General features: G+C 73.0%; 19 protein-coding genes. 8 read left to right on the forward strand and 11 right to left on the reverse strand.

What is annotated here, in order from left to right:
- Positions 1–57: 57 nt before the first annotated feature.
- The 3 genes from rocD to AB0C02_RS06210 all read right to left on the reverse strand — a co-directional run bounded on the left by rocD (position 58) and on the right by AB0C02_RS06210 (position 3,067).
- Entirely contained in the window at positions 58–1,272 is a 1,215-nt protein-coding gene (gene rocD, locus AB0C02_RS06200) for an ornithine--oxo-acid transaminase (RefSeq protein WP_357541832.1), read from the reverse strand.
- Positions 1,272–2,090, reverse strand: a complete 819-nt coding sequence (ddaH, locus tag AB0C02_RS06205; RefSeq protein WP_357541694.1) for a dimethylargininase — start codon at positions 2,088–2,090, stop codon at positions 1,272–1,274. The genes rocD and ddaH overlap by 1 nt, the downstream gene beginning before the upstream one ends.
- Before the next feature lie 296 nt (positions 2,091–2,386).
- Positions 2,387–3,067, reverse strand: coding sequence for a DUF4190 domain-containing protein (locus AB0C02_RS06210; protein WP_357541696.1), 681 nt, complete (start codon positions 3,065–3,067; stop codon positions 2,387–2,389).
- Positions 3,068–3,505: 438 nt separating this feature from the next.
- On the opposite strand from AB0C02_RS06210, the gene AB0C02_RS06215 reads away from it, so the two are divergent.
- Positions 3,506–4,318 (forward strand): DNA-formamidopyrimidine glycosylase family protein, encoded by an 813-nt coding sequence (locus tag AB0C02_RS06215; RefSeq protein ID WP_357541698.1) that lies wholly within the window; start codon positions 3,506–3,508, stop codon positions 4,316–4,318.
- Here AB0C02_RS06215 and AB0C02_RS06220 read toward each other — a convergent pair.
- From AB0C02_RS06220 to AB0C02_RS06230, 3 genes are all read right to left on the reverse strand, one after another.
- Positions 4,254–5,171: an aminoglycoside phosphotransferase family protein gene (locus tag AB0C02_RS06220; protein ID WP_357541700.1), complete on the reverse strand. Its 918-nt coding sequence runs from the start codon at positions 5,169–5,171 to the stop codon at positions 4,254–4,256. The two genes, AB0C02_RS06215 and AB0C02_RS06220, sit on opposite strands and share 65 nt — an antisense overlap.
- Positions 5,172–5,176: 5 nt before the next feature.
- Positions 5,177–6,595 (reverse strand): WGR domain-containing protein, encoded by a 1,419-nt coding sequence (locus AB0C02_RS06225; protein ID WP_357541702.1) that lies wholly within the window; start codon positions 6,593–6,595, stop codon positions 5,177–5,179.
- Positions 6,596–6,680: 85 nt separating this feature from the next.
- Entirely contained in the window at positions 6,681–8,060 is a 1,380-nt protein-coding gene (locus AB0C02_RS06230) for an FAD-dependent oxidoreductase (protein WP_357541704.1), read from the reverse strand.
- 133 nt (positions 8,061–8,193) lie between these two features.
- Between AB0C02_RS06230 and lysX the strand changes: the two genes are divergently transcribed.
- From lysX to AB0C02_RS06245, 3 genes are all read left to right on the forward strand, one after another.
- On the forward strand, positions 8,194–11,523 hold the full coding sequence (gene lysX, locus AB0C02_RS06235; protein WP_357541706.1) for a bifunctional lysylphosphatidylglycerol synthetase/lysine--tRNA ligase LysX: 3,330 nt from the start codon (positions 8,194–8,196) through the stop codon (positions 11,521–11,523).
- A 113-nt stretch (positions 11,524–11,636) separates the two neighbouring features.
- Positions 11,637–13,064 carry a carbohydrate-binding protein gene (locus tag AB0C02_RS06240; RefSeq protein ID WP_357541708.1) on the forward strand — a complete coding sequence of 476 codons (1,428 nt, stop codon included), beginning with the start codon at positions 11,637–11,639 and terminating at the stop codon, positions 13,062–13,064.
- Between the two features lie 186 nt (positions 13,065–13,250).
- Positions 13,251–14,810: a cellulose binding domain-containing protein gene (locus AB0C02_RS06245; RefSeq protein ID WP_357541710.1), complete on the forward strand. Its 1,560-nt coding sequence runs from the start codon at positions 13,251–13,253 to the stop codon at positions 14,808–14,810.
- Between the two features lie 67 nt (positions 14,811–14,877).
- Here AB0C02_RS06245 and AB0C02_RS06250 read toward each other — a convergent pair whose 3' ends face one another.
- On the reverse strand, positions 14,878–15,477 hold the full coding sequence (locus tag AB0C02_RS06250) for a DUF1349 domain-containing protein (RefSeq protein WP_357541712.1): 600 nt from the start codon (positions 15,475–15,477) through the stop codon (positions 14,878–14,880).
- Positions 15,478–15,609: 132 nt separating this feature from the next.
- Here AB0C02_RS06250 and fabG point away from each other — a divergent pair, with 132 nt between their 5' ends.
- Entirely contained in the window at positions 15,610–16,368 is a 759-nt protein-coding gene (gene fabG, locus AB0C02_RS06255) for a 3-oxoacyl-ACP reductase FabG (protein WP_357541713.1), read from the forward strand.
- An 87-nt stretch (positions 16,369–16,455) separates the two neighbouring features.
- Here the strand turns inward: fabG and AB0C02_RS06260 are convergent, their stop codons facing one another.
- Complete coding sequence (locus tag AB0C02_RS06260; RefSeq protein ID WP_357541715.1) at positions 16,456–16,860, reverse strand: hypothetical protein; 405 nt, start codon at positions 16,858–16,860, stop codon at positions 16,456–16,458.
- Positions 16,853–17,248: a hypothetical protein gene (locus AB0C02_RS06265; protein ID WP_357541834.1), complete on the reverse strand. Its 396-nt coding sequence runs from the start codon at positions 17,246–17,248 to the stop codon at positions 16,853–16,855. Before AB0C02_RS06265 ends, AB0C02_RS06260 begins: the two co-directional genes overlap by 8 nt.
- A gap of 172 nt (positions 17,249–17,420) precedes the next feature.
- On the opposite strand from AB0C02_RS06265, the gene AB0C02_RS06270 reads away from it, so the two are divergent.
- The gene (locus AB0C02_RS06270) at positions 17,421–18,320 is read left to right on the forward strand and encodes a Gfo/Idh/MocA family oxidoreductase (protein WP_357541836.1); all 900 of its coding nucleotides are present in this window, start codon (positions 17,421–17,423) and stop codon (positions 18,318–18,320) included.
- Positions 18,321–18,659: 339 nt separating this feature from the next.
- The gene (erm, locus tag AB0C02_RS06275) at positions 18,660–19,481 is read left to right on the forward strand and encodes an ErmE/ErmH/ErmO/ErmR family 23S rRNA (adenine(2058)-N(6))-methyltransferase (protein ID WP_357541717.1); all 822 of its coding nucleotides are present in this window, start codon (positions 18,660–18,662) and stop codon (positions 19,479–19,481) included.
- On the opposite strand, the gene AB0C02_RS06280 is transcribed toward erm, so the two are convergent.
- Positions 19,465–19,656, reverse strand: coding sequence for a DUF2795 domain-containing protein (locus tag AB0C02_RS06280; protein WP_357541719.1), 192 nt, complete (start codon positions 19,654–19,656; stop codon positions 19,465–19,467). The genes erm and AB0C02_RS06280 overlap by 17 nt on opposite strands.
- 121 nt (positions 19,657–19,777) lie before the next feature.
- On the opposite strand from AB0C02_RS06280, the gene AB0C02_RS06285 reads away from it, so the two are divergent.
- Complete coding sequence (locus AB0C02_RS06285) at positions 19,778–21,034, forward strand: erythromycin esterase family protein (RefSeq protein WP_357541721.1); 1,257 nt, start codon at positions 19,778–19,780, stop codon at positions 21,032–21,034.
- 50 nt (positions 21,035–21,084) lie between these two features.
- On the opposite strand, the gene AB0C02_RS06290 is transcribed toward AB0C02_RS06285, so the two are convergent.
- Positions 21,085–23,262, reverse strand: coding sequence for an MMPL family transporter (locus AB0C02_RS06290; protein ID WP_357541723.1), 2,178 nt, complete (start codon positions 23,260–23,262; stop codon positions 21,085–21,087).
- Positions 23,263–23,264: the final 2 nt, after the last annotated feature.

Below are 23,264 nucleotides of genomic sequence, written 5' to 3' on the forward strand. Positions count from 1 at the left end.
CCAACGCCCGAGGGCGCCGGGACCGTTGTGGTCCCGGCGCCCTTTACGCGTACGGGGTCAGCCCGCCAGCACGGCGGCGAGCTGGGCCACCGCGTGGTCGATCTCCTCCTCGGTGATCACCAGCGGCGGGGCGAGCCGGATGGTCGAGCCGTGGGTGTCCTTGGCCAGGACGCCGCGCTCCATCAGCCGCTCGCAGGCCTGCCGACCGGTCATCAGCGCCGGGTCGATGTCCAGGCCGGCCCAGAGGCCGCGGCCCCGGACGGCAAGCAGGCCCTTGCCGATCAGGCCGCGCAGGCCGGCGTGCAGCCGCTCGCCCAGCTCGGCCGAGCGCTGCTGGAACTCGCCGGTGGCCAGCAGCCGGACCACCTCGGTGGCGACGGCGCAGGCCAGCGGGTTGCCGCCGAACGTCGAGCCGTGCTGACCCGGCTTGAGCACGCCGAGCACGTCGGCGTTCGCGGCCACCGCGGAGACCGGCACGATGCCGCCGCCGAGCGCCTTGCCCAGCAGGTACATGTCCGGGACGACGCCCTCGTGCTCGCAGGCGAAGGTCGCGCCGGTCCGCCCCAGACCCGACTGGATCTCGTCGGCGATGAAGAGCACGTTCCGCTCGGTGCAGACCCGGCGGACGCCCGGCAGGTAGCCCTCCGGGGGCACCACGACACCCTGCTCGCCCTGGATCGGCTCCAGCAGCACGGCGACGGTGTTCTCGTCGATCGCGGCGGTCAGCGCGTCCAGGTCGCCGTATGGCACGACCGTGAAGCCCGGGGTGTACGGCCCGAAGTCGGCGCGAGCGTCCTCGTCGGTGGAGAAGCTGACGATGGTGGTGGTCCGGCCGTGGAAGTTGCCCTCGGCGACCACGATGTTCGCCTGGCCCGGGGCCACGCCCTTGACCTGGTAGCCCCACTTGCGGGCGACCTTGACGCCGGTCTCCACCGCCTCGGCGCCGGTGTTCATCGGCAGTACCAGGTCCTTGCCGCACAGCTCGGCCAGCTCACGGCAGAAGTCGGCAAACTGGTCGTGGATGAACGCGCGGCTGGTCAGGGTGAGCCGGTCGAGCTGCGCGTGCGCGGCCTCGATCAGCTTCGGGTGCCGGTGACCGAAGTTCAGCGCCGAGTAGCCGGCCAGGCAGTCCAGGTAGCGGCGGCCATCCACGTCGGTCACCCAGGAGCCCTCGGCGGACGAGACCACCACGGGCAGCGGGTGGTAGTTGTGCGCCGTGTGGCGCTCTGCGTCCCGTACCGCGGACGGCGTGCGCAGCATGTCGTCGATGATCACTTGACTGCCTTTCCCTGACGGAGTCGCAACGTGCAGCACTTCGGTCCGCCGCCGGCCTTGCGCAGCTCGGACAGGTCGATCCCGATGGTCTGGTAGCCCCGGTCGCGCAGCTTGGCGGCGAGGTCGGTGGCCTGGGCGGGCAGCACCACGTGGTTGCCGTCGCTGACCGCGTTCAGCCCCAGTACCTCGGCGTCGGCCATGGTCGCGTGGACCGCGTCCGGGAAGAGCCGGCGCAGCACCGCCTGGCTGCCGGGCGAGAACGCCTCCGGCAGGTAGGCCACGGTCCGCTCGTCGAGCACGGTGAGCGCGGTGTCCAGGTGGTAGAAGCGCGGATCCACCAGCTGCATGGTGATCACCGGGTAGCCGAAGACCTCCTGCAACTGCGCGTGCGAGGCGTGCGCGGTGCGGAACCCGGTGCCGGCGAGCAGGTAGTCGCCGACCAGCAGGACGTCGCCCTCGCCCTCGTTGACGTGCTTCGGGTCGTACATCTCGAAGCCGGCCGCCTCGAACCAGTCGCGGTAGGCGGGGGCCTCGTCGGCGCGCTCCGGGTCGCGGAACTGCACCGCCATCGCCTTGCCGTCGATCACCGTGCCGCCGTTGGCAGCGAACACCATGTCCGGCAGCCCGGCGACCGGGTCGATCAGCTCGACCTCGTGGCCCAGGTCGACGTACGTCTGGCGGAGCTGCTCCCACTGCCGGATCGCCAGGTCGGCGTCGACCGACGCGGTGGGGTCCATCCAGGGGTTGATCGCGTAGTCGACGGCGAAGTACGTCGGCCGGCACATCAGGTAGCGCTGGCGGGTGGCCATCGTCATTGTCGTGCTCCCAGGGGTCGGGCGCGCCCGGCCACCGTCGGCCCACGGGCTGGCGCCGTGGTCCAACGGTATGCGGCTCGGGTCGACGACATCCACCGTGAGAAGTTGCGTCCAGCGCTAGATCGTTGCGTCTGAGGCGCTTCCTACGGTGGATCGTTGCGTAGACGCGGGACCGGTCGCTGGAAACACTTCGGGGGCGGCGAACCGCCGCCCCCGACAGAGAGGGTGCCCGGCTGGTGAACCACCAGAGCTGATCGGGCGGGCCGGCGCTGCGCCGGCGAGCGGGACAGTGCCCGTCAGGCCGGACCGGCAAACTGTGAATCAAGCCACCCCCGGAACCGGCCGACCCACTCGCCGTCGGTGGTCGGCCAGTCGAACTGGCCGGTCATCGCCACGACGCCGAGCACCACCGCGGCGAGGCCGACCACCATGCCGATCAGCGCGTCGGTCTTGCCGGCCACGTGCCGGCGGCGGGTGGCGATCAGGCCGAGCACGGCGAGGACCGCGCCGACCGCGCCGAGCCCGATGCCGTACCCGGCGAGCGTGCCGGTCAGCACGAACAGCGCGCCGACCACCGACACGATCAGGCCGAGGGTGGCCAGCAGGCTGGCCCGGGGCTTCGGGCCGAGCGCCATCGGGGCCGTGCGCCCGTCGAGATCGGCGCGGTCCAGCGGCCGGTCCGGCCGGCCGTCCCGGTCCACGTCAACGGTGCGCTCCAGGCTCGGATCCGGGTCGACCGTGGCGCGGTCGCTCCGAGCCTCCGTGCCCGGTGGCCGGTCGGCGACAGCCCTCGCCGCCGCCCGCCGCCGCACGTCGGCCCGGTCCGCCGTTCGGGGGCCGGCCGTGCGGTCCGGCGTACGCGGGTCGGCGTCGGCGCGTGCGACGCCGACCCGGACGTGGCCGCGGTCGTCGTCGATGCCGTCGCCGTTCACGTCCTCATTTCGCGCCGGGCCACTCCGGCGGGACAAGATCTTCATTTCGACACCTCCTGACTTGCTGCGTGGAGGCCGGGGGAGAGCAGTGGCAGCCACGCGTGAAACCCAGGAGGTACCCGGTCACCGGGAAGTCGACACTTATCGACGGCCGCCCGCACTACCGGCGGCCAGCGCAGGACCGCCTTGAGATCTTGGAAGCTTTCGGCCCCTCCAGGGGCCGTTTCGCGCCAAGATCTCAAAGCGATGGGTGCACCGTGTCAGCCGTGGCCACGATCGACAGGGCTGGCCGGGCTACTGCTCAGCGACGAAGGTGCCGCGTGCGTGAACGGTGACGACGAGGCTCCGGTTCCGTAGCTCCTGCGGCACCGGCTGGCCCACCTGCTCGACGCAGCCAGGGCCACCCGCAACGACGCGCGCTGGCGGTAAGGATGTATGCCCGCTCCGCACACCACTGAGAGCGGCTGACTACCCTTGACGTCCGTGCCAGAGGGACACACCATCCATCGCCTCGCGGCCCAACACGCCGAGCTGTTCGCCGGCGACAAGGTGCACGCCGCCAGCCCGCAGGGGCGGTTCGCCGCGGGCGCGGCCCGGCTCAGCGGCAGCGTCCTGGACGGCGCCGAGGCGTACGGCAAGCACCTGCTGCACCACTACGCCGACGAGCTGACCCTGCACGTGCACCTCGGGCTTTACGGCAAGTTCGCCGACGGGCCCGGCGAGCCGCCACCCCCGGTGGGGCAGGTGCGGCTCCGGCTGTGGTCCGACCGGCACTGGCTCGACCTGCGCGGCCCGACCGCGTGCGAGCTGCTCACCCCGCCCGAGGTGGCGGCGCTGCGCGACCGGCTCGGCCCGGACCCGCTGCGCGCCGACGCCGACCCGGACCGGGCGTACGCGCGGATCCGCCGTAGCGGCACCCCGCTGGCGGCGCTGCTGCTGGACCAGTCCGTGGTGGCCGGGACCGGCCTGATCTTCGTGACCGAGGCGCTGTTCCGGGCCGGGCTGCCGCCCACCCTGCCCGGCCGGGAGCTGACCCCGGCCGGCTGGGCGGAGCTCTGGGCGGACCTGGTCGCGCTGATGACCCTCGCCGTGGAGCGCGGCAGGATCGACACCGTACGCCCGGCCCACCTGCCGGAGGCGATGGGCCGCGCGCCCCGGGTCGACCGACACGGCGGCGAGGTGTACGTCTATCGCCGCCCCGGCGCGCCCTGCCACGTCTGCGGCACCGAGATCAGCCGAGGTGACCTGGCCGGCCGCAACCTCTACTGGTGCTCCCGCTGCCAGGGCTCGGGGTGAGCAGCCAGCGGACCACGTCGACGTTTCCGGGGAAAATCTGATCCCCGCCGATGCTCCACGCCACGGTGTGCACGATCGTCCAGCCCCGCACCCGTTCCCGGTCGAGGCCCAGCTCGGCGCTGAGCCGGTCCAGCCGGTAGCGCACCGCCTGCGGCGAGTGCCCCAGCTCCGCGCCGCGCACCAGCGGCACCGGCGCGAACTCCCGCTCGCCGACCAGCGGCTTCGGGTCGATGGCCAGCCACGGCTCCCGGCTCGCCCGGAGCACGTTGCCCGCGTGCAGGTCCTGGTTGACCAGCACCTGCTCGCCCTGGCTGGGCACCAGGTCGGCGATCAGCCCGAGCGCGGTGTCCAGCAGCCGCCGCTCGTACGGCCGGTTGGCCCGTTCCCAGTTGGCCGGGATCCGCTCGGCCCAGCCGGCCGCCTCCTCGGCCAGCGAGGTGAACGGCGAACCGGCCGGCACACCGAGCCGGGGGAGCAGCTCGACCGCCACGTCCAGCGCCGCGTCCAGCGGCAGTTCGTGCAGCGGAGTCCCGGGTACACAGCGTTCGACCAGCAGCGCCCGGCTCGGCGGGTCGTGGGCCAGCAGCCGGATCGCGCCCCGGCCGCCCCATCGGTCGAGCGCGGTCGCCTCGTGCCGGCTGTCGTCGTCCGGGTACTGGATCTTCAGCACCGCCGGGGTGCCGTCCGGCAGCTCGGCCGGCACCGCCAGCGACGCGAACGCGTACGGGTAGGGCGGGCCGACCCGCAGCCCCCACCGCTGCACGCAGTCGGTCAGCCGGTGCGGCAGCTCGGCCAGCCAGTCCCGGCCCGCCGGCATCCGCCGAACCCAACCCAACCCCTCGGGGATCTCCATCCGGCTCAGCGCAGCCGGCGAATGTCGCCGTACGCCCGGTAGAAGCCGCCCCGGCCGGACTCCCGGAGCTCGGTGACCAGGTAGCGGGCGCCCGGTTCCCGGATGCCCTTGGGGAACTGCACCGACCAGTCCCGCTGGTAGCCGTCGGAGAGGACCTGGATGCGCAGCCGACCGCCCTGCTCGACGCACTGCACCACCACGCCGGAGCGGTCGTCGGTGGTCACCTCCACCGTGGTCCAGGCGGCCGGCTCGGGCAGCCGGGCCGGAGCCTTGACGTCCACCACCGCCGGCACGCTGCCCGCCTCGGCGGCCCGGATCGCCGGCTCGCTGGCGTCGATGCAGGCCAGGTGGCCGCTGGTGGTGACCACGTAGAGCCGCTCTTCGTGATACTGCATCGAGTACGCCGAGCCGCAGCCCGTGCCGAGCTTCCACAGCCGGTTGCCGGCCGCGTCGAAGCAGTAGATCGAGGACGCGCTGTCCCCGGCGAAGACATACCGGCCGCCCTCGGCCGTGGCGCACGAGAAGACCGGGGCGTCGCAGCGGTACGTCTGCTCGGCTCGCCCGTCCTTGCGCAGCCGCACCACCTCCCGGGTGCCGGTGCCCGCGAACACGCTGTCCCGCTCCTGCCAACCGAAGAGCACCGCCCCGGTCCGGGTGTGCCACAGCTCCCGCCCGGTACGCCAGTCGTAACCGGTGACCCCTGCGGAGTGGCCGTGGTAGAGAGCGTCGGTGTCGCAGCGCACCATCCAGGCGGAGCGGCCCCGTCCCGGCCGGCGCCAGAGGAACTCGTCCTCGTGGTCGACCGCGGCGATGCCGCCCTCGCCGTCGGAGACGCCCAGCACGCCGTCGTAGATGTCCAGCCAGTAGATGTCGATGTCCGGGGCGATCGTGTACGCCACCCGGGGGACCTTGCCGGAGAGGTCGTAGACGTTGCCGTCGTCGCAGCCGGCGTAGATCCAGGCGTCGTCGGCGACGATGCACTTCACCCCGTCGGGGAGCCGGACCTGGTTGAGCACCCGGGCGTCGTGCCCCAGGGTGGTGATCACCCCGTGCTCGTTGCCGACCATGCAGGTCTGCCCGTCGATGAAGATGCCGAACGCGGGCGCGCCCGAGTCGTACCGCCAGAGGACCGGGGCGGTGCGGGCGGTGGAGCGGCTGCTGACGATCTGCCGGCGGGACACCGACCGCTTCTGGCGTACGCCGCGTACCGCCGGGGCGTACCCCTTGCGGACCTTCTCGCCGATCTTCTTCGCGGCGGCGGCCCGGGCGCGGGCGTTGTCCGGATAGCTGGTCGTCTTCGCCTGGCCCGGGTCGCCGATCCGGCCGTAGCGCACGGTCATCGCGGTGTCCGCCACCACGACCTCGTAGAACTTGTGCGCACCATCCACTTCGGACAGTTCGAGATAGGTCGTCTCCTGCGACATGGTGATGCCTCCGAGGGGAAGGGGGCCGGAGATCGGCACCGCGACAGCGCGCACACGCTAACCCCGCCCCCCGACAAAGAGCGCCCTACCGGCCGGAGTGGGCGAGGGCGTCGACGGCCTTGCGGGCGGCGATCAGCACCGGATCCCAGACCGGGGCGTACGGCGGGGCGTAGCCGAGGTCCAGCGAGGTCATCTCGTCCACCGTCATGCCGTTCCACAGCGCCACGGCCAGCGCGTCGATCCGCTTGGCCGCCTCGGACCAGCCGACGATCTGCGCCCCGAGCAGCCGGCCGCTGGGCCGCTCGGCGATCAGCTTGACCGTCATCGGCCGCGCGCCGGGGTAGTAGCCGGCCCGGCTGGTCGACTCGGCGACCACGGAGACGAACTCGAAGCCGACGGCGCGGGCGTCCTGTTCCCGCAGGCCGGTCCGCCCCACCTCCAGGTCGCAGACCTTGGTCACCGCGGTGCCGATCACCCCGGGAAACGTCGCGTACCCGCCGCCGATGTTGATCCCGGCGACCCGGCCCTGCTTGTTGGCGTGGGTACCCAGGGGAATGTGCACCGGCATGCCGCTGACCCGGTGCAGGGTCTCCACGCAGTCGCCGGCCGCCCAGACCCCGGCCACCCCGGGCACCCGCATCCGCCGATCGGTGCGGACCCCGCCGGTGGGACCGAGCGGCAGGCCGGCGGCCTCGGCGAGCGCGGTGTTCGGGCGTACGCCGAGGCCGAGCACCACGACGTCGGTGGGGATCGGCCCCTCCGGGGTGACCACCGCGGCGACCCGGCCGTCCCGCTCCCGCAGACCGGTGACCGACAGGCCGGTACGGATCCCGACGCCGATCCGGCGCAGCGCGTCGAGGGCCAGCTCGGCCATGTCCGGGTCCATCGTGGGCAACGGCCGGTCGGCCTGCTCGACCAGGTCGACCGAGAGCCCGCGCTGCAGCAGCGCCTCGGCCATCTCCACGCCGATGTAGCCGCCGCCGACCACCACCGCGCGGCGGGGCCGGGGTTCGTGGTCCAGCCAGTTCAGCAGGGCCGAGCCGTCGTCGAGGGTCTGCACGCCGAACACCCCGGCGATGCCGTCGGTCCCCCACTTGGGCCGCACCGGCGTCGCGCCCGTGGCGTACACCAGGGTGTCGTAGCGCTCGCGGACCTGGCCGCCGCCGGCCAGGTCGCGGGCGACCACCTCGCGGCGGTCCGGGTCGATCGCGGTGACCTCGTGCCGCAGCCGGACGTCGATGTCGAATTTCTCCCGGAAGGTGGCCGGGTCGCGGGCGATGAGCTGCTCCCGCTCGGACACCACCCCGCTGACCCAGTACGGGATGCCGCAGGCGGAGTATGAGGTGAAGTGGCCCCGTTCGAAGGCGACGATCTCCAGCTCGGCACGGTCACGGCGGCGCCGGGCCTGGGACGCCGCCGCCATCCCGGCCGCGTCCCCGCCGATGACGACCAGCCGCTCCGCCATGAGGCCCATCCTGGCACGTGGAGATCGACCCTGGGGTCGCTCCCGCCGGACGTGTCCAGGTGGCGCCGACGGGCCTACGATGAGGCCGGTCGACGCCCGTGCGTCGTCGTCGCCGGCAGGCAGGGAGGTTCCATTGACTCCGAGCAGCACGTCGCGGACGGTGACCGAGCCCCGGCGAACCGGCCGGGGCTGGCGACGGCAGGTGCCGCGAGGCTTCGCCACCCTGCTCTGGGCGGTCACGGCCCTCTCCACGGTGGCGGCGCTGAGCAGCGCCCTGCGCACCGGCGTCCAGCCGCTGCGCACCGCGATCGACGCCCTGCTGCTGCCCGCGCCGGCCAACCTGGCGTACGCGGTCTTCCTCGGCACCCTGGCCTCGGCGGTGCTGCGGCGCAAGCGGCTGGCGTACTGGGTGCTGGTGGTGTATTTCAGCCTCACCCTCGTGGTCGGCGTGGTGGCCGGGGTGGTGCTGCTGCTGTTCGGCAGCAACCAGCTCAACGCCGCCGCCGGGCAGCGGCTCTTCACCACGCTGGAGACGGTCGGGGTGTGGGTCGGCATCGCCTTCGCCGCCGGCGCGCTGGCCCTGCTGCTCGCCGCCCGGCGGGAGTTCTACGCCCGGGTACGCAGCGGCAGCTTCTGGCGGGCACTCGGCGTCTTCTTCGGCCTTGCGGCGGTCTCGGTCGGGCTCGGCTACCTGCTGCTGATCTTCGAGCCGGGCAGCCTGCACAGCTGGTCGGACCGGCTCGGGTACGCGGCCGAGAAGGTGTTCGGTGGCGCGATCACGCTCGACGTGACCCGTCGAGGTCAGGCGCCCGGCTGGGTCAACCTGCTGCTCGGCTTCTTCGGCGCGGTCGCCTTCGTCTCCGGTCTGTTCACCCTGGTCCGCTCCCAGCGGGCGAACGCGGTGCTGCACCCCGGCGAGGAGCAGCGGATCCGCGAGCTGCTCGCCCGGCACGGCGAACGGGACTCCCTCGGCTACTTCGCCACCCGGCGGGACAAGGCGGCCGTCTTCTCGCCCAGCGGCAAGGCGGCGATCACCTACCGGGTGGTCAACGGGGTCAGCCTGGCCAGCGGTGACCCGGTCGGCGACCCGGAGGCGTGGGGCCCGGCCATCGAGGCGTGGCTCGGGCAGGCCCGCGCGTACGCCTGGATCCCGGCGGTGATGGGCACCGGCGAGGCCGCGGCCCGGGCGTACCAGCGGTACGGGTTGAAGGTGCTGCACCTGGGCGACGAGGCGGTCCTGCTGACCCGCGAGTTCGACCTGGACGGCCGGGACATGCGGCCGGTGCGCCAGGCGGTGCACCGGGTGGAACGCGGCGGCTACACCGCCCGGGTGCGGCGACACGCCGAGATCCCGCCGGAGGAGATGTCCCGGCTGGCCGAGCTGGCCAGCGCCTGGCGGGACACCGACAACGAGCGGGGCTTCTCGATGGCGCTGGGCCGGCTCGGCGACCCGGCCGACGGCGACTGCGTGCTGGTCGAGGCCCGGGACGCCGAGGGCCGGGTGCGGGCGTTGCTGTCGTTGAGCCCGTGGGGCGCGAACGGGCTGTCGCTGGACCTGATGCGCCGGGACCGAACGGCCGAGAACGGGATCATCGAGTTCATGGTGGCCGCGCTGCTCGGCGCCGCGTCCCGGCTCGGCGTCGAACGGGTGTCGCTGAACTTCGCGGTGTTCCGTTCGGTCTTCGAGCAGGGCGCGCGGATCGGCGCCGGCCCGCTCATCCGGCTCTGGCGGCACGCCCTGCTCTTCTTCTCCCGCTGGTGGCAGCTTGAGTCGCTCTACCTGTCCAACGCGAAATACCAGCCGCACTGGATGCCCCGCTACCTCTGCTTCGCGGAGCGCCGGGAGTTGGCCCGGGTGGGCATCGCGGCGGCGATCGCCGAGGGTTTCCTCGCCCTGCCGGGCGGCCGGCCCACCCCGCTGTACGGGGTGCCGCCGCCCGGTGGCGGGGTGCGCTTCGTCCCGCCGGCCGCCGCGACGGTCCGGGCCGTGCCCCCGGAGCCGACCGAGATCGAGCGGCCGGAGCAGATCCGGATCCGCCTGGCGAAGCTCGACCGGCTCCGCGCCGAGGGGGTCGACCCGTACCCGGTGGGCTATCCGCGCAACGCCGGCTGTGCTTCGGTGCGGGAGCGGCACGCCGGGCTGGCCCCGGACACCGGGACCGGGGAGACGGTAGCGGTCGCCGGCCGGGTGCTGCTGGTCCGGGACCACGGCGGGGTGCTGTTCGCCACCGTCCGGGACGGCACCGGCGACCTTCAGCTGATGCTGGAACACGACCTGGACCGGTGGCGGGCCGGCGTCGACATCGGCGACCACCTCGGCGCCACCGGCGAGGTGTACGCCACGAGGCGCGGCGAGGTGTCGGTCCGGGTCGCCGACTGGCGGCTCACCGCCAAGTGCCTGCGCCCGCTGCCGGACAAGCACCACGGGCTGGCCGACCCGGAGGCCCGGGTCCGGCAGCGCTACCTGGATCTGATCATCAACGCCGACGCGCGGGAGCTGCTGGCGGCGCGCGGGGCGGCCCTGCACAGCCTGCGCTCCTCGCTCGTCGGGCGGGGCTTCCTGGAGGTGGAGACGCCGATCCTGCAGCGGGTGCACGGCGGTGCCAACGCCCGCCCGTTCGTCACCCACAGCAACGCCTACGACCTGCGGCTCAGCCTGCGGATCGCGCCGGAGCTCTACCTCAAGCGGCTGGCCGTGGGCGGGATCGAGCGGGTGTACGAGCTGGGCCGGGCGTTCCGCAACGAGGGCGTCGACAACCGCCACAACCCGGAGTTCACCGTGCTGGAGGCGTATCAGGCGTACGCCGACTACCACGACATGCGGGCGCTGGCCCGGGAGCTGATCGTGGCGGTGGCGGTGGCGGTGCACGGCACGCCGGCGGCCCGTCGCCCCGGCGGCGACCTGGTCGACATCGGCGGCGAGTGGCCGGTGCGGACGGTCAACGAGGCGATCTCCGTCGCGCTGGGTGAGGAGGTCACGGCCGACACCGAGCTGGACACCCTGCGTAAGTTCTGCGACTCGACCGGGGTGCCGTACGACCCGGGCTGGGGGCGCGGCGCGGTGCTGCTGGAGCTGTACGAGCGGCTGGTCGAGGCGCGAACCGAGGAGCCCACGTTCTACCTGGACTTCCCGACCGAGGTGTCCCCGCTGACCCGCCAGCACCGGCAGGACCCGCGGCTGGCCGAGCGGTGGGACCTGGTGGCGTTCGGGATGGAGCTGGGCACCGCGTACACCGAGCTGGTCGACCCGACCGAGCAGCGGCGCCGGCTCACCGAACAGTCGCTGCGGGCGGCCGGCGGTGACCCGGAGGCGATGGAGCTGGACGAGGACTTCCTCACCGCGCTGGAGTACGCGATGCCGCCCACCGGCGGCCTCGGTCTCGGCGTGGACCGGCTGCTGATGCTCCTGACCGGCCGATCCATCCGGGAGACCCTGCCGTTCCCCCTGGTCCGCGAGTCCTGAGCCGGCCGCGAGCGACGGAAGACATCGATAAGCGTTGACAAGTGTGGAGGTGGGGCGTACAAATCGGACTTAGAGCGCGCTCTCTCGCCCCGTCCCCGCAGAGAGGCATCCCGATGAACCCTGTCCCGGCGGCATCCGCCGCCCCGTCCGCCGTGCGCCCGTCGCGCCGGCGGCTCGCCCTGGCGGCGGCCGTGGTCGCCACCACCACCGCACTGGCCGCTGTCTCGATGACCGCCCAGGCCGCCGTCCCACCGCCCCCGTCCGGCTGGAGCCTGGTCTGGAGCGACGACTTCACCGGCGCGGCCGGCACCCTGCCCTCGTCCGCCAACTGGATCATCGACACCGGCACCAGCTATCCGGGAGGCCCGGCCAACTGGGGCACCGGCGAGATCCAGACGTACACCTCAAGCACCGCCAACGTCAGCCAGGACGGCGCCGGCAACCTCCGGATCACCCCGGTGCGTGACGGTTCCGGCCGGTGGACCTCGGCCCGGATCGAGACCGTCCGGACCGACTTCAAGCCACCGGCCGGGGGAGTCCTCGCGCTGGAGGGGCGGATCCAGATGCCGAACGTCACCGGCGCACAGGCGGCCGGCTACTGGCCGGCGTTCTGGGCCCTCGGCTCGCCGTACCGGGGCAACTACCAGAACTGGCCGGGCGTCGGCGAGTTCGACATCATGGAGAACGTCAACGGGATCAACTCGGTCTGGGGGGTGCTGCACTGCGGCGTCGCCCCCGGTGGGCCGTGCAACGAGTTCAACGGCATCGGCAACTCCCGGGCCTGCCCGGGCAGCACCTGCCAGTCGGCGTTCCACACCTACCGCTTCGAGTGGGACGCCTCGGTCAACCCGCAGCAGCTCCGCTGGTACGTCGACGGTCAGCTCTTCCACACCGTGAGCCAGAGTCAGGTCGGCTCGTACTGGGGGCAGATGACCAACCACGGCGGCTACTTTCTGCTGCTCAACGTGGCGATGGGTGGCAGCTTCCCGAACGGGGTGGCCGGCACCGGCACGCCGACCTCCGCCACGGTCTCCGGCCAGCCGATGCTGGTCGACTACGTGGCCGCCTACACCCGGGGCGGCGGCAACCCGCCACCGACCACCGCGCCGCCGACCACCCCACCGCCGGGCGGCGTGGTCGACGCGTACTCGACGATCCAGGCCGAGGCGTTCAACGCCCAGAGCGGGGTTCAGGTGGAGGCGTGCTCCGAGGGCGGCCAGGACATCGGCTCGCTGAGCAACGGTGACTGGGCCCGCTACGACAACGTGGACTTCGGCAGCAGCCCGCCGCGGGACTTCCTGGCCCGGGTCGCCTCCGGCGCGGCGGCCGGGGTGAGCGGGCTGGTCGAGGTCCGGGTGGACAGCCTGAGCAACTCACCGATCGGCAGCTTCGCGATCGCCAACACCGGCGGCTGGCAGAGCTGGCGCTCGGTGCCCGGCAACGTCAACGCGGTGACCGGCCGGCACACCGTCTACCTGACCTTCTCCAGCGGCCAGGGTGCCGACTTCGTCAACGTCAACTGGTTCACCTTCCGCCACTGACCCTGAGCAGGGGCCCCTTCTTAACGCCTGGCGGATAGGAAGGGGCCCCTCCTGACACCCGGATCCCTCTGGACAGAAACAGTTAACAGTCTTAATAATAGGCGCTGACGTCGACGGTCATGAATACCTCCACGCCGGCTCGCGCGGGCCGGCATCCCACCACCGCAACGGTCCCTGGAGGACGCCGTGAGACTCCGCTCCCGCCGCGTGGCGACGTTCGCCGCCGCGCTCGCCGCCGCCCTGGTCGCGGCCACCGTCGTGGCCGCGCCACCCGCCTCCGCCGCCACCGCCGCCTTCGTCCGAGTCAGCACCTGGGACACCGGCTACGAGGGCAAGTTCACCGTCACCAACAACACCTCGGCCAGCATCTCCTCGTGGAACGTCCAGTTCGACCTGCCCGCCGGCAGCAGCCTCGGCGTGTTCTGGGACGCCGTGCTGACCGCCTCCGGCCAGCACGTCACCGCGGTCAACCAGTCCTGGAACGGCAACCTGGGCCCCGGGGCCAGCACCACCTTCGGCTTCAACGTCAACGGCAAGGGCGACCCGACCAACTGCACCGTCAACGGCGGCTCGTGCACCGGCGGCGGCAGTCCGGGAGCGCCCGCCACCCCGGGCAACCTGCGGGTCACCGGCACCGCCAACACCTCGGTCTCGCTCGCCTGGAACGCCGTCTCCGGCACGGTCACCGGCTACCGGGTCTACGAGGGCAACACCGTGAAGGCCACCGTCACCGGCACCTCGACGACCATCTCCGGGCTGGCCGCCTGCTCGACGTACAACTACACGGTGACCGCGTACAACTCCTCAGGCGAGTCGGCGAAGTCGGCGGCCGTGCCGGCCACCACCACCGGCTGCACCGGCGGCGGGACCGGCGCGATGGCCGCCGCGCCCTACCTCTACCCGGGCTGGGGCGACCCGCCCGCGCCGTCGACCGTGATGAACGCGACCGGGGTCAAGTGGTTCACCATCGCGTTCATGCTCTCCGGCGGCGGCTGCACGCCGGCCTGGGACGGCAACGGACCGCTCAGCGGCGGCGCGCACGCCAACACCATCGCCGCGATCCGGGCGGCCGGCGGCGACGTGATCCCGTCCTTCGGCGGCTGGAGCGGCAACAAGCTCGGCCCGAACTGCTCCTCGGCCAGCGCCCTCGCCGGGGCCTACCAGCAGGTCATCAACGCGTACGGGCTGAAGGCCATCGACATCGACATCGAGAACTCCGACGAGTTCGAGAACGAGGTGGTGCAGGACCGGATCCTCGGTGCCCTGAAGATCGTCAAGCAGAACAACCCGAGCATCAAGACGATCGTCACCATCGGTACGTCGACCACCGGCCCGAGCTGGTGGGGCACTCGCCTGATCAACCAGGCCGCCGCGCTGGGCGCCAACGTCGACGTCTTCACCATCATGCCGTTCGACTTCGGCGGCGGCGCGAACATGTACCAGAACACGGTCAACGCGGCCGAGGGGCTGAAGAACGCGCTCAAGTCCGCGTTCGGCTGGTCCGGCGCCACCGCGTACGCGCACATGGGCATCTCCGGCATGAACGGTCTCTCCGACCAGCAGGAGCTGACCACCACGGCCATCTGGACCCAGATCCGGGACTGGGCCAAGGCGCGCGGGCTGGCCCGGTTCACCTTCTGGTCGGTCAACCGGGACCGGTCCTGCCCGAACGGGGGCGTGGTCTCCAACTGCTCCGGCATCGCCCAGAACGCCTGGGAGTTCACCTCGATCACCGCAAAGTACTGAGGCGGCGTCGCGGTCAGCGACCGGCGGTCATCCACCGCCGGTCGCGCCGCGCGTGGTCCCATCGGCCTCAGTCCCCTGGATGCAGCGCGGCGTCGGCCGGCCCGCGCCGCCAGCCGATGAACCGGACCACCAAACCGCTACGGCTGGGCGAGCAGCAGTACGGCCCGGCCGACGCCTCGGCCGTCGGAGCCAGCGGGGCCAGCCGGACCAGCCGCCACGGCTCGCCGTCCACCCGGGCCCGTACGGTCAGCGCGTCCCCGGCCCGGCTGACCCGGACGGTCACCTCCCGCCCCGACCACTCCGGCACCGGGGCGACCGACCAGTCCGACAACTCGTCGGTGACCACCGCGCCGACCTGCGGGTGCCCGTCGCTGACCTCCACCCCCGCCTTGGTCCACCGGCGGTCGTCCACCCGGACCAGCACCCCGGCCTGGTCGAACTGCGCGGCGTAGTCGAGCCGGAAACCGACCTCCACCGCACTGTCCACCGGGAATGGTGCCAGCAGCGCAGAGCCGTCGTCGTGCACGAAGCCGTAACTGGTCCGGCGCCAGAAGTCGCTGCCCCCGCGCGGCTCCACCAGCAGCCCGTCGCCGGACTTCTCGGCGCGTTCCGGCGGGTTGAGCCAGGTGCCGGCGGACCAGTCGACGGGCTGGGTGTCGGGGCTCATGCCGGCACCGTACCGGCCCGGAGGCGGCGCGGGGGGAGCGCCGCAGGTCCGGAGCCGGTGATCGGCCAGGTCGGCCCCGCGTACGCCTGGGTTAAGCTCCTTCGATCGAGCCCAAGTTACCGGGAGGTAATCATGTCGGAGGAGCCCCGCGTCGCCATCGTGACCGGAGCCGCGCGCGGCATCGGCGCGGCCACCGCCCGGCGGCTGGCCGCCGACGGCATGGCCGTCGCCGTGGTCGACATCGAGGAGGCGGCGACCAAGGAGACCGTGGACGCCATCGCCGCCAGCGGCGGCCGGGCGCTCGGGGTCGGCGCCGACGTCTCCGACCGGGCCCAGGTGGAGGCCGCCGTCGAGCGGGTCGCCGCCGAGCTGGGCGCGCCGACCGTGCTGGTCAACAACGCCGGCGTGCTCCGGGACAACCTGCTGTTCAAGATGACCGACGCCGACTGGGACACGGTGATGGGCGTGCACCTGCGCGGCTCCTTCCTGTTCAGCCAGGCCGCACAGCGGCACATGGTCGAGCGGAAGTGGGGCCGGATCATCAACCTCTCCAGCACCTCCGCGCTGGGCAACCGGGGACAGGCGAACTACGCCGCCGCCAAGGCGGGCCTGCAGGGCTTCACCAAGACCCTCGCCATCGAGCTGGGCCCGTTCGGGGTGACCGTCAACGCGGTCGCGCCGGGCTTCATCGTCACCGACATGACCGCGGCCACCGCCGCCCGGATGAAGGTCGACTTCGAGGCCCTCCAGCAGCACGCCGCCGCGGAGATCCCGGTCCGCCGCACCGGCCGCCCGGCGGACGTCGCGCACACCATCTCGTTCCTGGCCAGCGAGGGCGCGTCCTTCGTCTCCGGCCAGGTCATCTACGTCGCCGGCGGCCCCAAGGACTGACCGTGCCGCCGTCCCGCCCGGTCGCCGCCGGGCGGGCCGGCCGTTCGGGCCGGGTGGGATGGTCGCTCCCGCCGAGCGCCGACGGCCTCAGGCGGGGTCGTGCCGGGTGCGCCAGAGCCAGAAGAGGCCGAGCACCGGCAGGACCAGCGGGATGTAGCCGTAGCCGCTGCCGAACCCGGACCAGACCGTCGCGTGCGGGAAGAGCGCCTTGTCGGCCACGCTGAGGATGCCGACCGCGACCACCCCGACCAGCTCCACGGAGCAGCAGGCCAGGGCCACGTTGCGGCCGGCGTGCCCGGCCCGGGCCAGCCCGACCGCCGCCACGATGTAGATCAGCGCGGCCACGGCGGAGAGCAGGTACGCCACCGGTGCCTCGTCGAACTTGGTGGCGATCTGCAGGCCCGCCCGCGAGGTCGCGGCGATGGCGAAGAGGATGTAGACCGCGATCAGCAGCCGACCCGGCCCCCGGTTCGTCGTCCGCGGCTCAGCCACCGACGACCTCCCAGGTCTGCTGCAGCCGGACCACCACGACCGGGGTGACCAGGCAGATCGCGCAGATGATGGCCGAGCCCCAGCGGGTCGGCTCCATCCGGGCCAGCACCCAGGCCAACGGCGGCAGACACACCAACGTCACCAGGTAGCCGAAGAAGGCACCCGGCTCGCCCGGCCGCTCACCGCCGCCGAGCGCGACCAGGGCCAGCGCGGCGAGCGCGAGCAGCGCCGCCTCCAGCACGGCCAGCCCGGCGAACTGGAGCCGGTCCGGCGACCGGTGGCGTACCGCAGCCACCAGGGCCCAGATCGCGAGTACGAGCGACAGCACGATCGCGGCCGTCGCGAGGATCCCGTCCACCGGCGAGCCGGCCGCTGCGGCGCTGGTCATCGACGCCGCCGGCGAAACAGTCGCGTTCACCGGCACAGCCTACTAAGCGGTGTAGTAGCCACCGTTGCCCGGCTCGCCCGCCGCGTCGGGGCCGCGCGGCGCGGCCCCGACGACTAGCGTGAATCACGACCACGGGCGTACGCCGTGGCGGACGACGACGGCAGGGGGACTCGTGCTGCGGTTCGGCTTGTTCGGCACCGGTCACTGGGCGGCGGAGACGCACGCCGCGGCCATCGACGCCCACCCGCAGGCCGAGCTGGCCGGGGTCTGGGGTCGGGATCCGGAGAAGGTCGGCGCGCTGGCCGCCCGGCACGGCGTGCCGGCCTTCGGCGACGTGGACGAGCTGCTCGCCGCCGTCGACGCGATCGCGGTCGCGCTGCCGCCGGACGTGCAGGCCGACATCGCCGTCCGGGCCGCCGCCGCCGGGCGGCACCTGCTGCTGGACAAGCCGCTGGCGCTGAGCCTCGCCGAAGCCGACCGGGTGGTCACCGCCGCCCAGGCGTCCGGGGTGGCCTCGGTCGTCTTCTTCACCCAGCGTTTCCACCCGAGCGTCACGGGCTTCCTCGCCTCGACCGCGGCGGCCGGCGGCTGGCAGCACGCCCGAGCGACCATGTTCGCCTCCATCTACCAGCCCGGAAACCCGTACGGGAACTCGCCGTGGCGGCGGGAGCGGGGCGCGCTCTGGGACGTCGGCCCGCACGCGCTGTCGCTGATCCTGCCCGTACTCGGCCGGGTCACCCGGGTGGCCGCGATGGACGGCCCGAGCGGGCTGGTGCACCTGCTGCTCACCCACGACGGGGGCGCCACCAGCAGCCTCTCGCTCACCCTGGACGCGCCGGCCGAGGCGGTCACCCAGGATTTCGTCTTCTTCGGCGAGAACGGCGTCGAGACCGTTCCGCCCGGCGACGGCAGTGTGCTCCAGGCGTTCGGCACGGCCATCGACCAGTTGCTGGAGGAGGTCGAAGCGGGCACCCGGGACCACCGCTGCGACGTCCGGTTCGGCCGGGAGGTGGTGGCGGTGCTCGATGCCGCCGAGACCGCCCGCACCCAGGGCCGCACGATCGACCTGTGAACACCGGCGGGCGCCGAAATCGGTCGCCCGGCGTCGGGTGTGGCACTAACCTGGCCGGCATGTGCACGCATGCCCTGATCGACGTGGCCGTCACGCCGGCCGCGCGGGGCCTCCTCCTGGTCCCCCGTCCGCGAGTCCGGCGTCCGGCCCTGGCCGGCCGGGACGCCCACCGCGCCTGACCTGACCGTCCGCACCGCCGGCCCGTGACCGGGCCCGCTGCTGCGCGCCGCCTTTCGCGTTCCGCCGATTTCCAGGGTCGTCCGAGTCCCGATTCCGCTCGGACAGGCCCCGCTCAGCGCTGCCTGTCTGTCGCCGTCCGGCGACAGACAGGACGAACCCGTGGCGCCCCGCCGATTCCGCACCACCGCACGCGACCGGTCCCGTCGCGTACTGTCCCAGAACTTCCTAGCCGACCCGGCCGCCGTCGCACGGATGGTCCGGGCGGCCCGCCCCGGCCCGGACGACCTGCTGCTGGAGGTGGGCGCCGGGGACGGCCGGCTGACCCGGCCGCTGGCCGCCCGCTGCGGTCGGTTGATCGCGTACGAGGTCGAACCGGCCGTCCTGACGCGGCTGGCCGCGGCCTGCGTGGACCTGCCGCAGGTCCGGGTCCGGCCGGCCGACTTCCTCGCCGCAGCCCCGCCCGACGAGCCGTTCGCCGTGGTCGGCAACATTCCGTGGTCACTGACCGCCGGCGTGGTCCGCTGGTGTCTCGCCGCGCCCGGCCTGCGGTCCGCGACCCTGCTCACCCAGCTCGCGTACGCCCGAAAGCGGACCGGGGAGCACGGCCGGTGGAGCCGGCTCACCGTGCTCACCTGGCCCGAGCACCACTGGCGGCTGGCCGGCCGGGTGCCGCGTACCGCGTTCCGCCCGGTGCCCGCCGTGGACGGGGGCATCCTCCGCATCGAACGCCGCCCGGAGCCGCTGCTGCCCCGGACGGCGCTGCCCGCGTACCGGAGGATGGTGGAGCTCGGCTTCGGCGGCGTCGGTGGCTCGCTCGCGGCCTCGCTGCGCACCGCACACCCGCGCCGCCGGGTCGAGGGTGCGCTGCGAGCCGCCCGGCTCGATCCGGACGTCCCGGTCGGTCTGGTCTGGCCCGAGCAGTGGCTGGTGCTGTGCCGCTTGCTGCACGCGGTCGACCCGGGGCTCAGGCCAGCGCGTTGAGCGCTACGGCCAGCTCGGCGGGGGAGGTGAACTCCTCCGCCGGCAGCGCCTTGAGCAGCTGGAGCACTTCGGTGCTGCCGCCGTTCTCCTGGCACCAGCGGATCAGATCCTCGCGGGAGACCGGGTAGTCGAGCCCGGCGAGGAACTCCTGGAACTGCACCCCGGTGACCGCCATACCGGCCGGCTACCCGCTCCACCCGCCGCTAAGCAGGGGCCCCTGCTTGCGCCCCCTCCTTGCGCCTCTCCCTGCGCTCGGCGGCCGGTTTGCCCGGGCGGGTCCAGGGGTAGCCGCGGACATGCTGGTACAGCGACTCGGCGCGCCGAGCGATTTCGACCCGCTGCTGGAACGCGTACGGGACGCCCGGATCGTGATGATCGGGGAGGCAACGCACGGCAGCTACGACTACTACCGGCTCCGTGAACAACTGACCCGACGGCTCATCGCCGAGCAGGGCTTCGGGTTCGTCGCGGTGGAGGGGGACTGGCCGGACTGCGACCGGGTGCACCGCAGCGTGGTGGGCGCACCGGGTGGGCTGGCCGATCCGCTGGTCGCACTGGAGCGCTTCGAGCGCTGGCCCACCTGGATGTGGGCGAACGTCGAGGTGGCCCGGTTCAGCCGCTGGCTGCGGGCCTGGAACCTGGAACGCCCTGAGCAGGAGCGGGCCGGCTTCCACGGGCTGGACGTCTACAGCCTGTGGGAGTCGATGCAGGCCATCTTCGACTACCTGGGCGAGGAGGATCCGGCCTCGCTGGAGGCGGTGCAGGAGGCGTACCGCTGCTTCGAGCCGTACGGCAAGCGGCCCGAGGAGTACGGCATGGCCAGCCGCTTCGTCTCGGCCCGGTGCGAGGAGGAGGTTGTCCGGCTGCTGACGCGTACCCGGGAACGAGCCGCCGCGGACGGCCCGGACCGCTTCTCGGCCTGGCAGAACGCCGAAGTCGTGGCCGGCGCGGAGCGCTACTACCGGGTGATGGTCGGCGGCGGGCCGGAGTCCTGGAACGTTCGGGACATCCACATGGCCGACACCCTGGACCGGCTGCTCGATCACTACGGCCCGGAGTCACGGGGCATCGTCTGGGCGCACAACACGCATGTCGGCGACGCCCGCGCCACCGACATGACGGCGGACGGCATGATCAACATCGGTCAGCTCGCCCGGGAGCGGCACGGGCCGGACGCGGTGGCGCTGGTCGGCTTCGGCAGCTACCGGGGCACGGTGGTCGCCGCGCCGCGCTGGGGGTCGCCGGCCGAGGCCATGGTGGTGCCGCCGGCCCGGGAAGGCTCGGTGGAGCGGCGGCTGCACGAGTTGATGCCGGAGCGGGCGGTGCTGGTCTTCGGCGGCCCGGACCAGCCCGAGTGGGTCACCGGGGAAGCCGACCACCGGGCCATCGGAGTGGTCTACGACCCGAGCTTCGAGTCCTGGGGCAACTACGTGCCCACCCGACTCGGTGAGCGCTACGACGCGTTCATCTGGTGTGACGAGGCGACCGCTCTGCACCCGCTGCCGGCGCGCACCACCCCCGGCGAGATGGAGACCTACCCGGCCGGCGTCTGACCGGCCGTCCGCCGGTAAGGAGGGCCCCTTGTTAACAAGGGGCCCTCCTTTCACACGCCGGCGGGCTCGCGTTCGGCGAGGTGGGCGCGCAGGCCCTCGCCCTCGACGTCCACGTTGGGCAGGATCCGGTCCAGCCGGCGGGGGATCCACCAGGCGGCGTTGTTCAACAGGGACATCACCGCCGGGACAATGGCCATCCGGACCACGAAGGCGTCGATGGCGACGCCGACCGCGAGCGCGAAGCCCATCGACTTGATCACCGGGTCGTCGAGGAAGACGAAGCCGCCGAACACCGAGATCATGATGAGCGCGGCGGCGGTGACCACTCGGGCCCCGTGCCCCATCCCGTTGATCGTGGCCTGCCGGGCGGTGTCGCCGTGTACGAAGTCCTCCCGCATCCGGGAGACGAGGAAGACCTCGTAGTCCATGGCCAGGCCGAACAGGATGCCGATGAGCAGGATCGGCAGGAAGCTGATCAGCGGCCCCGGGGTGCTCAGCCCGACCAGGTCGGCCAGGTGGCCCTGCTGGAAGACCGCCACCGTGATGCCGAAGGTGGCCGCCACCGTGAGCAGGAAGCCCAGCGCCGCCTTCACCGGCACCAGCACCGAGCGGAACACCAGCATCAGCAGCAGAACCGACAGGCCGACGACCAGCAGCAGGTAGATCGGGAGCGCGGCGGAGAGCTTCTCCGACACGTCGATGCCGATCGCGGTCGCGCCGGTCAGCAGCACGTCGGCGTCCCGGAAGCCGCCGACGTGGTCGCGGATGTCGTGCACCAGCGCCTCGGTGGCCGCGTCGGTCGGGCCGGTCTTCGGGATGACCCCGAGCAGCGCGGTCCGGCCGGACGGGTCGAGCTGCGGCGGGGCCACGGCGAGCACCCCGTCCGTCTTCTGTACCAGCGCGGTGACCTGCGGTACGGCGGCCTGGGTGGCCTGCGGCGAGTCGGCGGTGACGACCACCGCGAGCCGGCCGGTGAAGCCGGCGCCGAAGCCCTCCCGGATCAGGTCGTTGTTGACCCGGGCCGGGGTGCCCTCGGCCGCGGTGGCGGCGTCCGGCAGGGACAGGCGCATGTGCTGGGCGGGGAGCGCGAGCAGGCCGAGGCCGATCAGGCCGACGAGGATGACCGGGATGCGCAGCTTCGTAACCCAGTGCGCCCAGCGGAACCCGAAGCCCGAGCGGTCCTCCGCGCCGGCACTGGAGGTGACCGCCTTTCGGCGGCGCAGCCGGCGGGGGAGCACCTTCCGGCCGGCGAAGCCGAGCAGCGCGGGGGCCAGGGTGATCGCCACCAGGACCGCCACGGTCACCGTGCCGGCGGCGGCCAGACCCATCACGGTGAGGAACGGGATGTTCACCACCGCCAGGCCGGCGAGTGCGATGACGACGGTGGCGCCGGCGAAGACCACGGCGGAGCCGGCGGTGCCGACCGCCCGGCCCACGGCCTCCTCCGGAGAGAGCCCGTCGAGCAGGTTCTGCCGGTGCCGGGAGGTGATGAAGAGCGAGTAGTCGATGCCGACCGCCAGGCCGAGCATCAGGGCCAGGATCGGCGCGGTGCTGGTCAGCTCGACCGCGCCGCTGAGCGCGTACAGGCCGGTCATGCCGACGCCGACCCCGATAAGCGCGTTCAGCATGGTCATCCCGGCCGCGACCAGTGAACCGAAGGTGACGACCAGGACGATCGCGGCGACCAGCACACCCAGCGCCTCGGTCGAGCCGACCTCCGGCTCGGCGTTGAGCACCTCGCCGCCGGGTGCGATCCGCCACCCCTGGGCCTCCGCCGCCGCGCCGACCTTCTCGTACGCGGCGCGCTGGGCGTCGGTCACCTCGTCCGCGCGCCCGGCGAACTGCACCTGGATCAGTGCGTACCGGCCGTCCTGGCTGAGCGCCTGCGCCTGGTACGGGTCGACCGCGCCGACCACGCCGGGCAGGGCGGCCGCCTCCTGGGTGACCTGCCCGACCACCGCCTGCCCCTCGGGCGTGCCGAGCTGCCCCGCCTGGGGTGCCTTGACCGCGATCGTGCCGGTGGCCCCGCTGGCCGTCGGGAACCGCTCGGCGAGCAGGTCGATCGCGCGCTGCGACTCGGTGCCCGGCATGGTGAAGTTGCTGGCCGTCGGGCCCTTCAGGGTGAGCGCGGCGGCGCCCAGGCCGACGAGTACGACGAGCCAGACGACGGCGACGAGTCGCCGCCGGCGAAACGATGCCCGGCCGAGCCGGTACAGCAGGGTCGCCATGA

This window comes from Micromonospora sp. NPDC048999, assembly GCF_040649295.1.
Lineage (GTDB): Bacteria > Actinomycetota > Actinomycetes > Mycobacteriales > Micromonosporaceae > Micromonospora.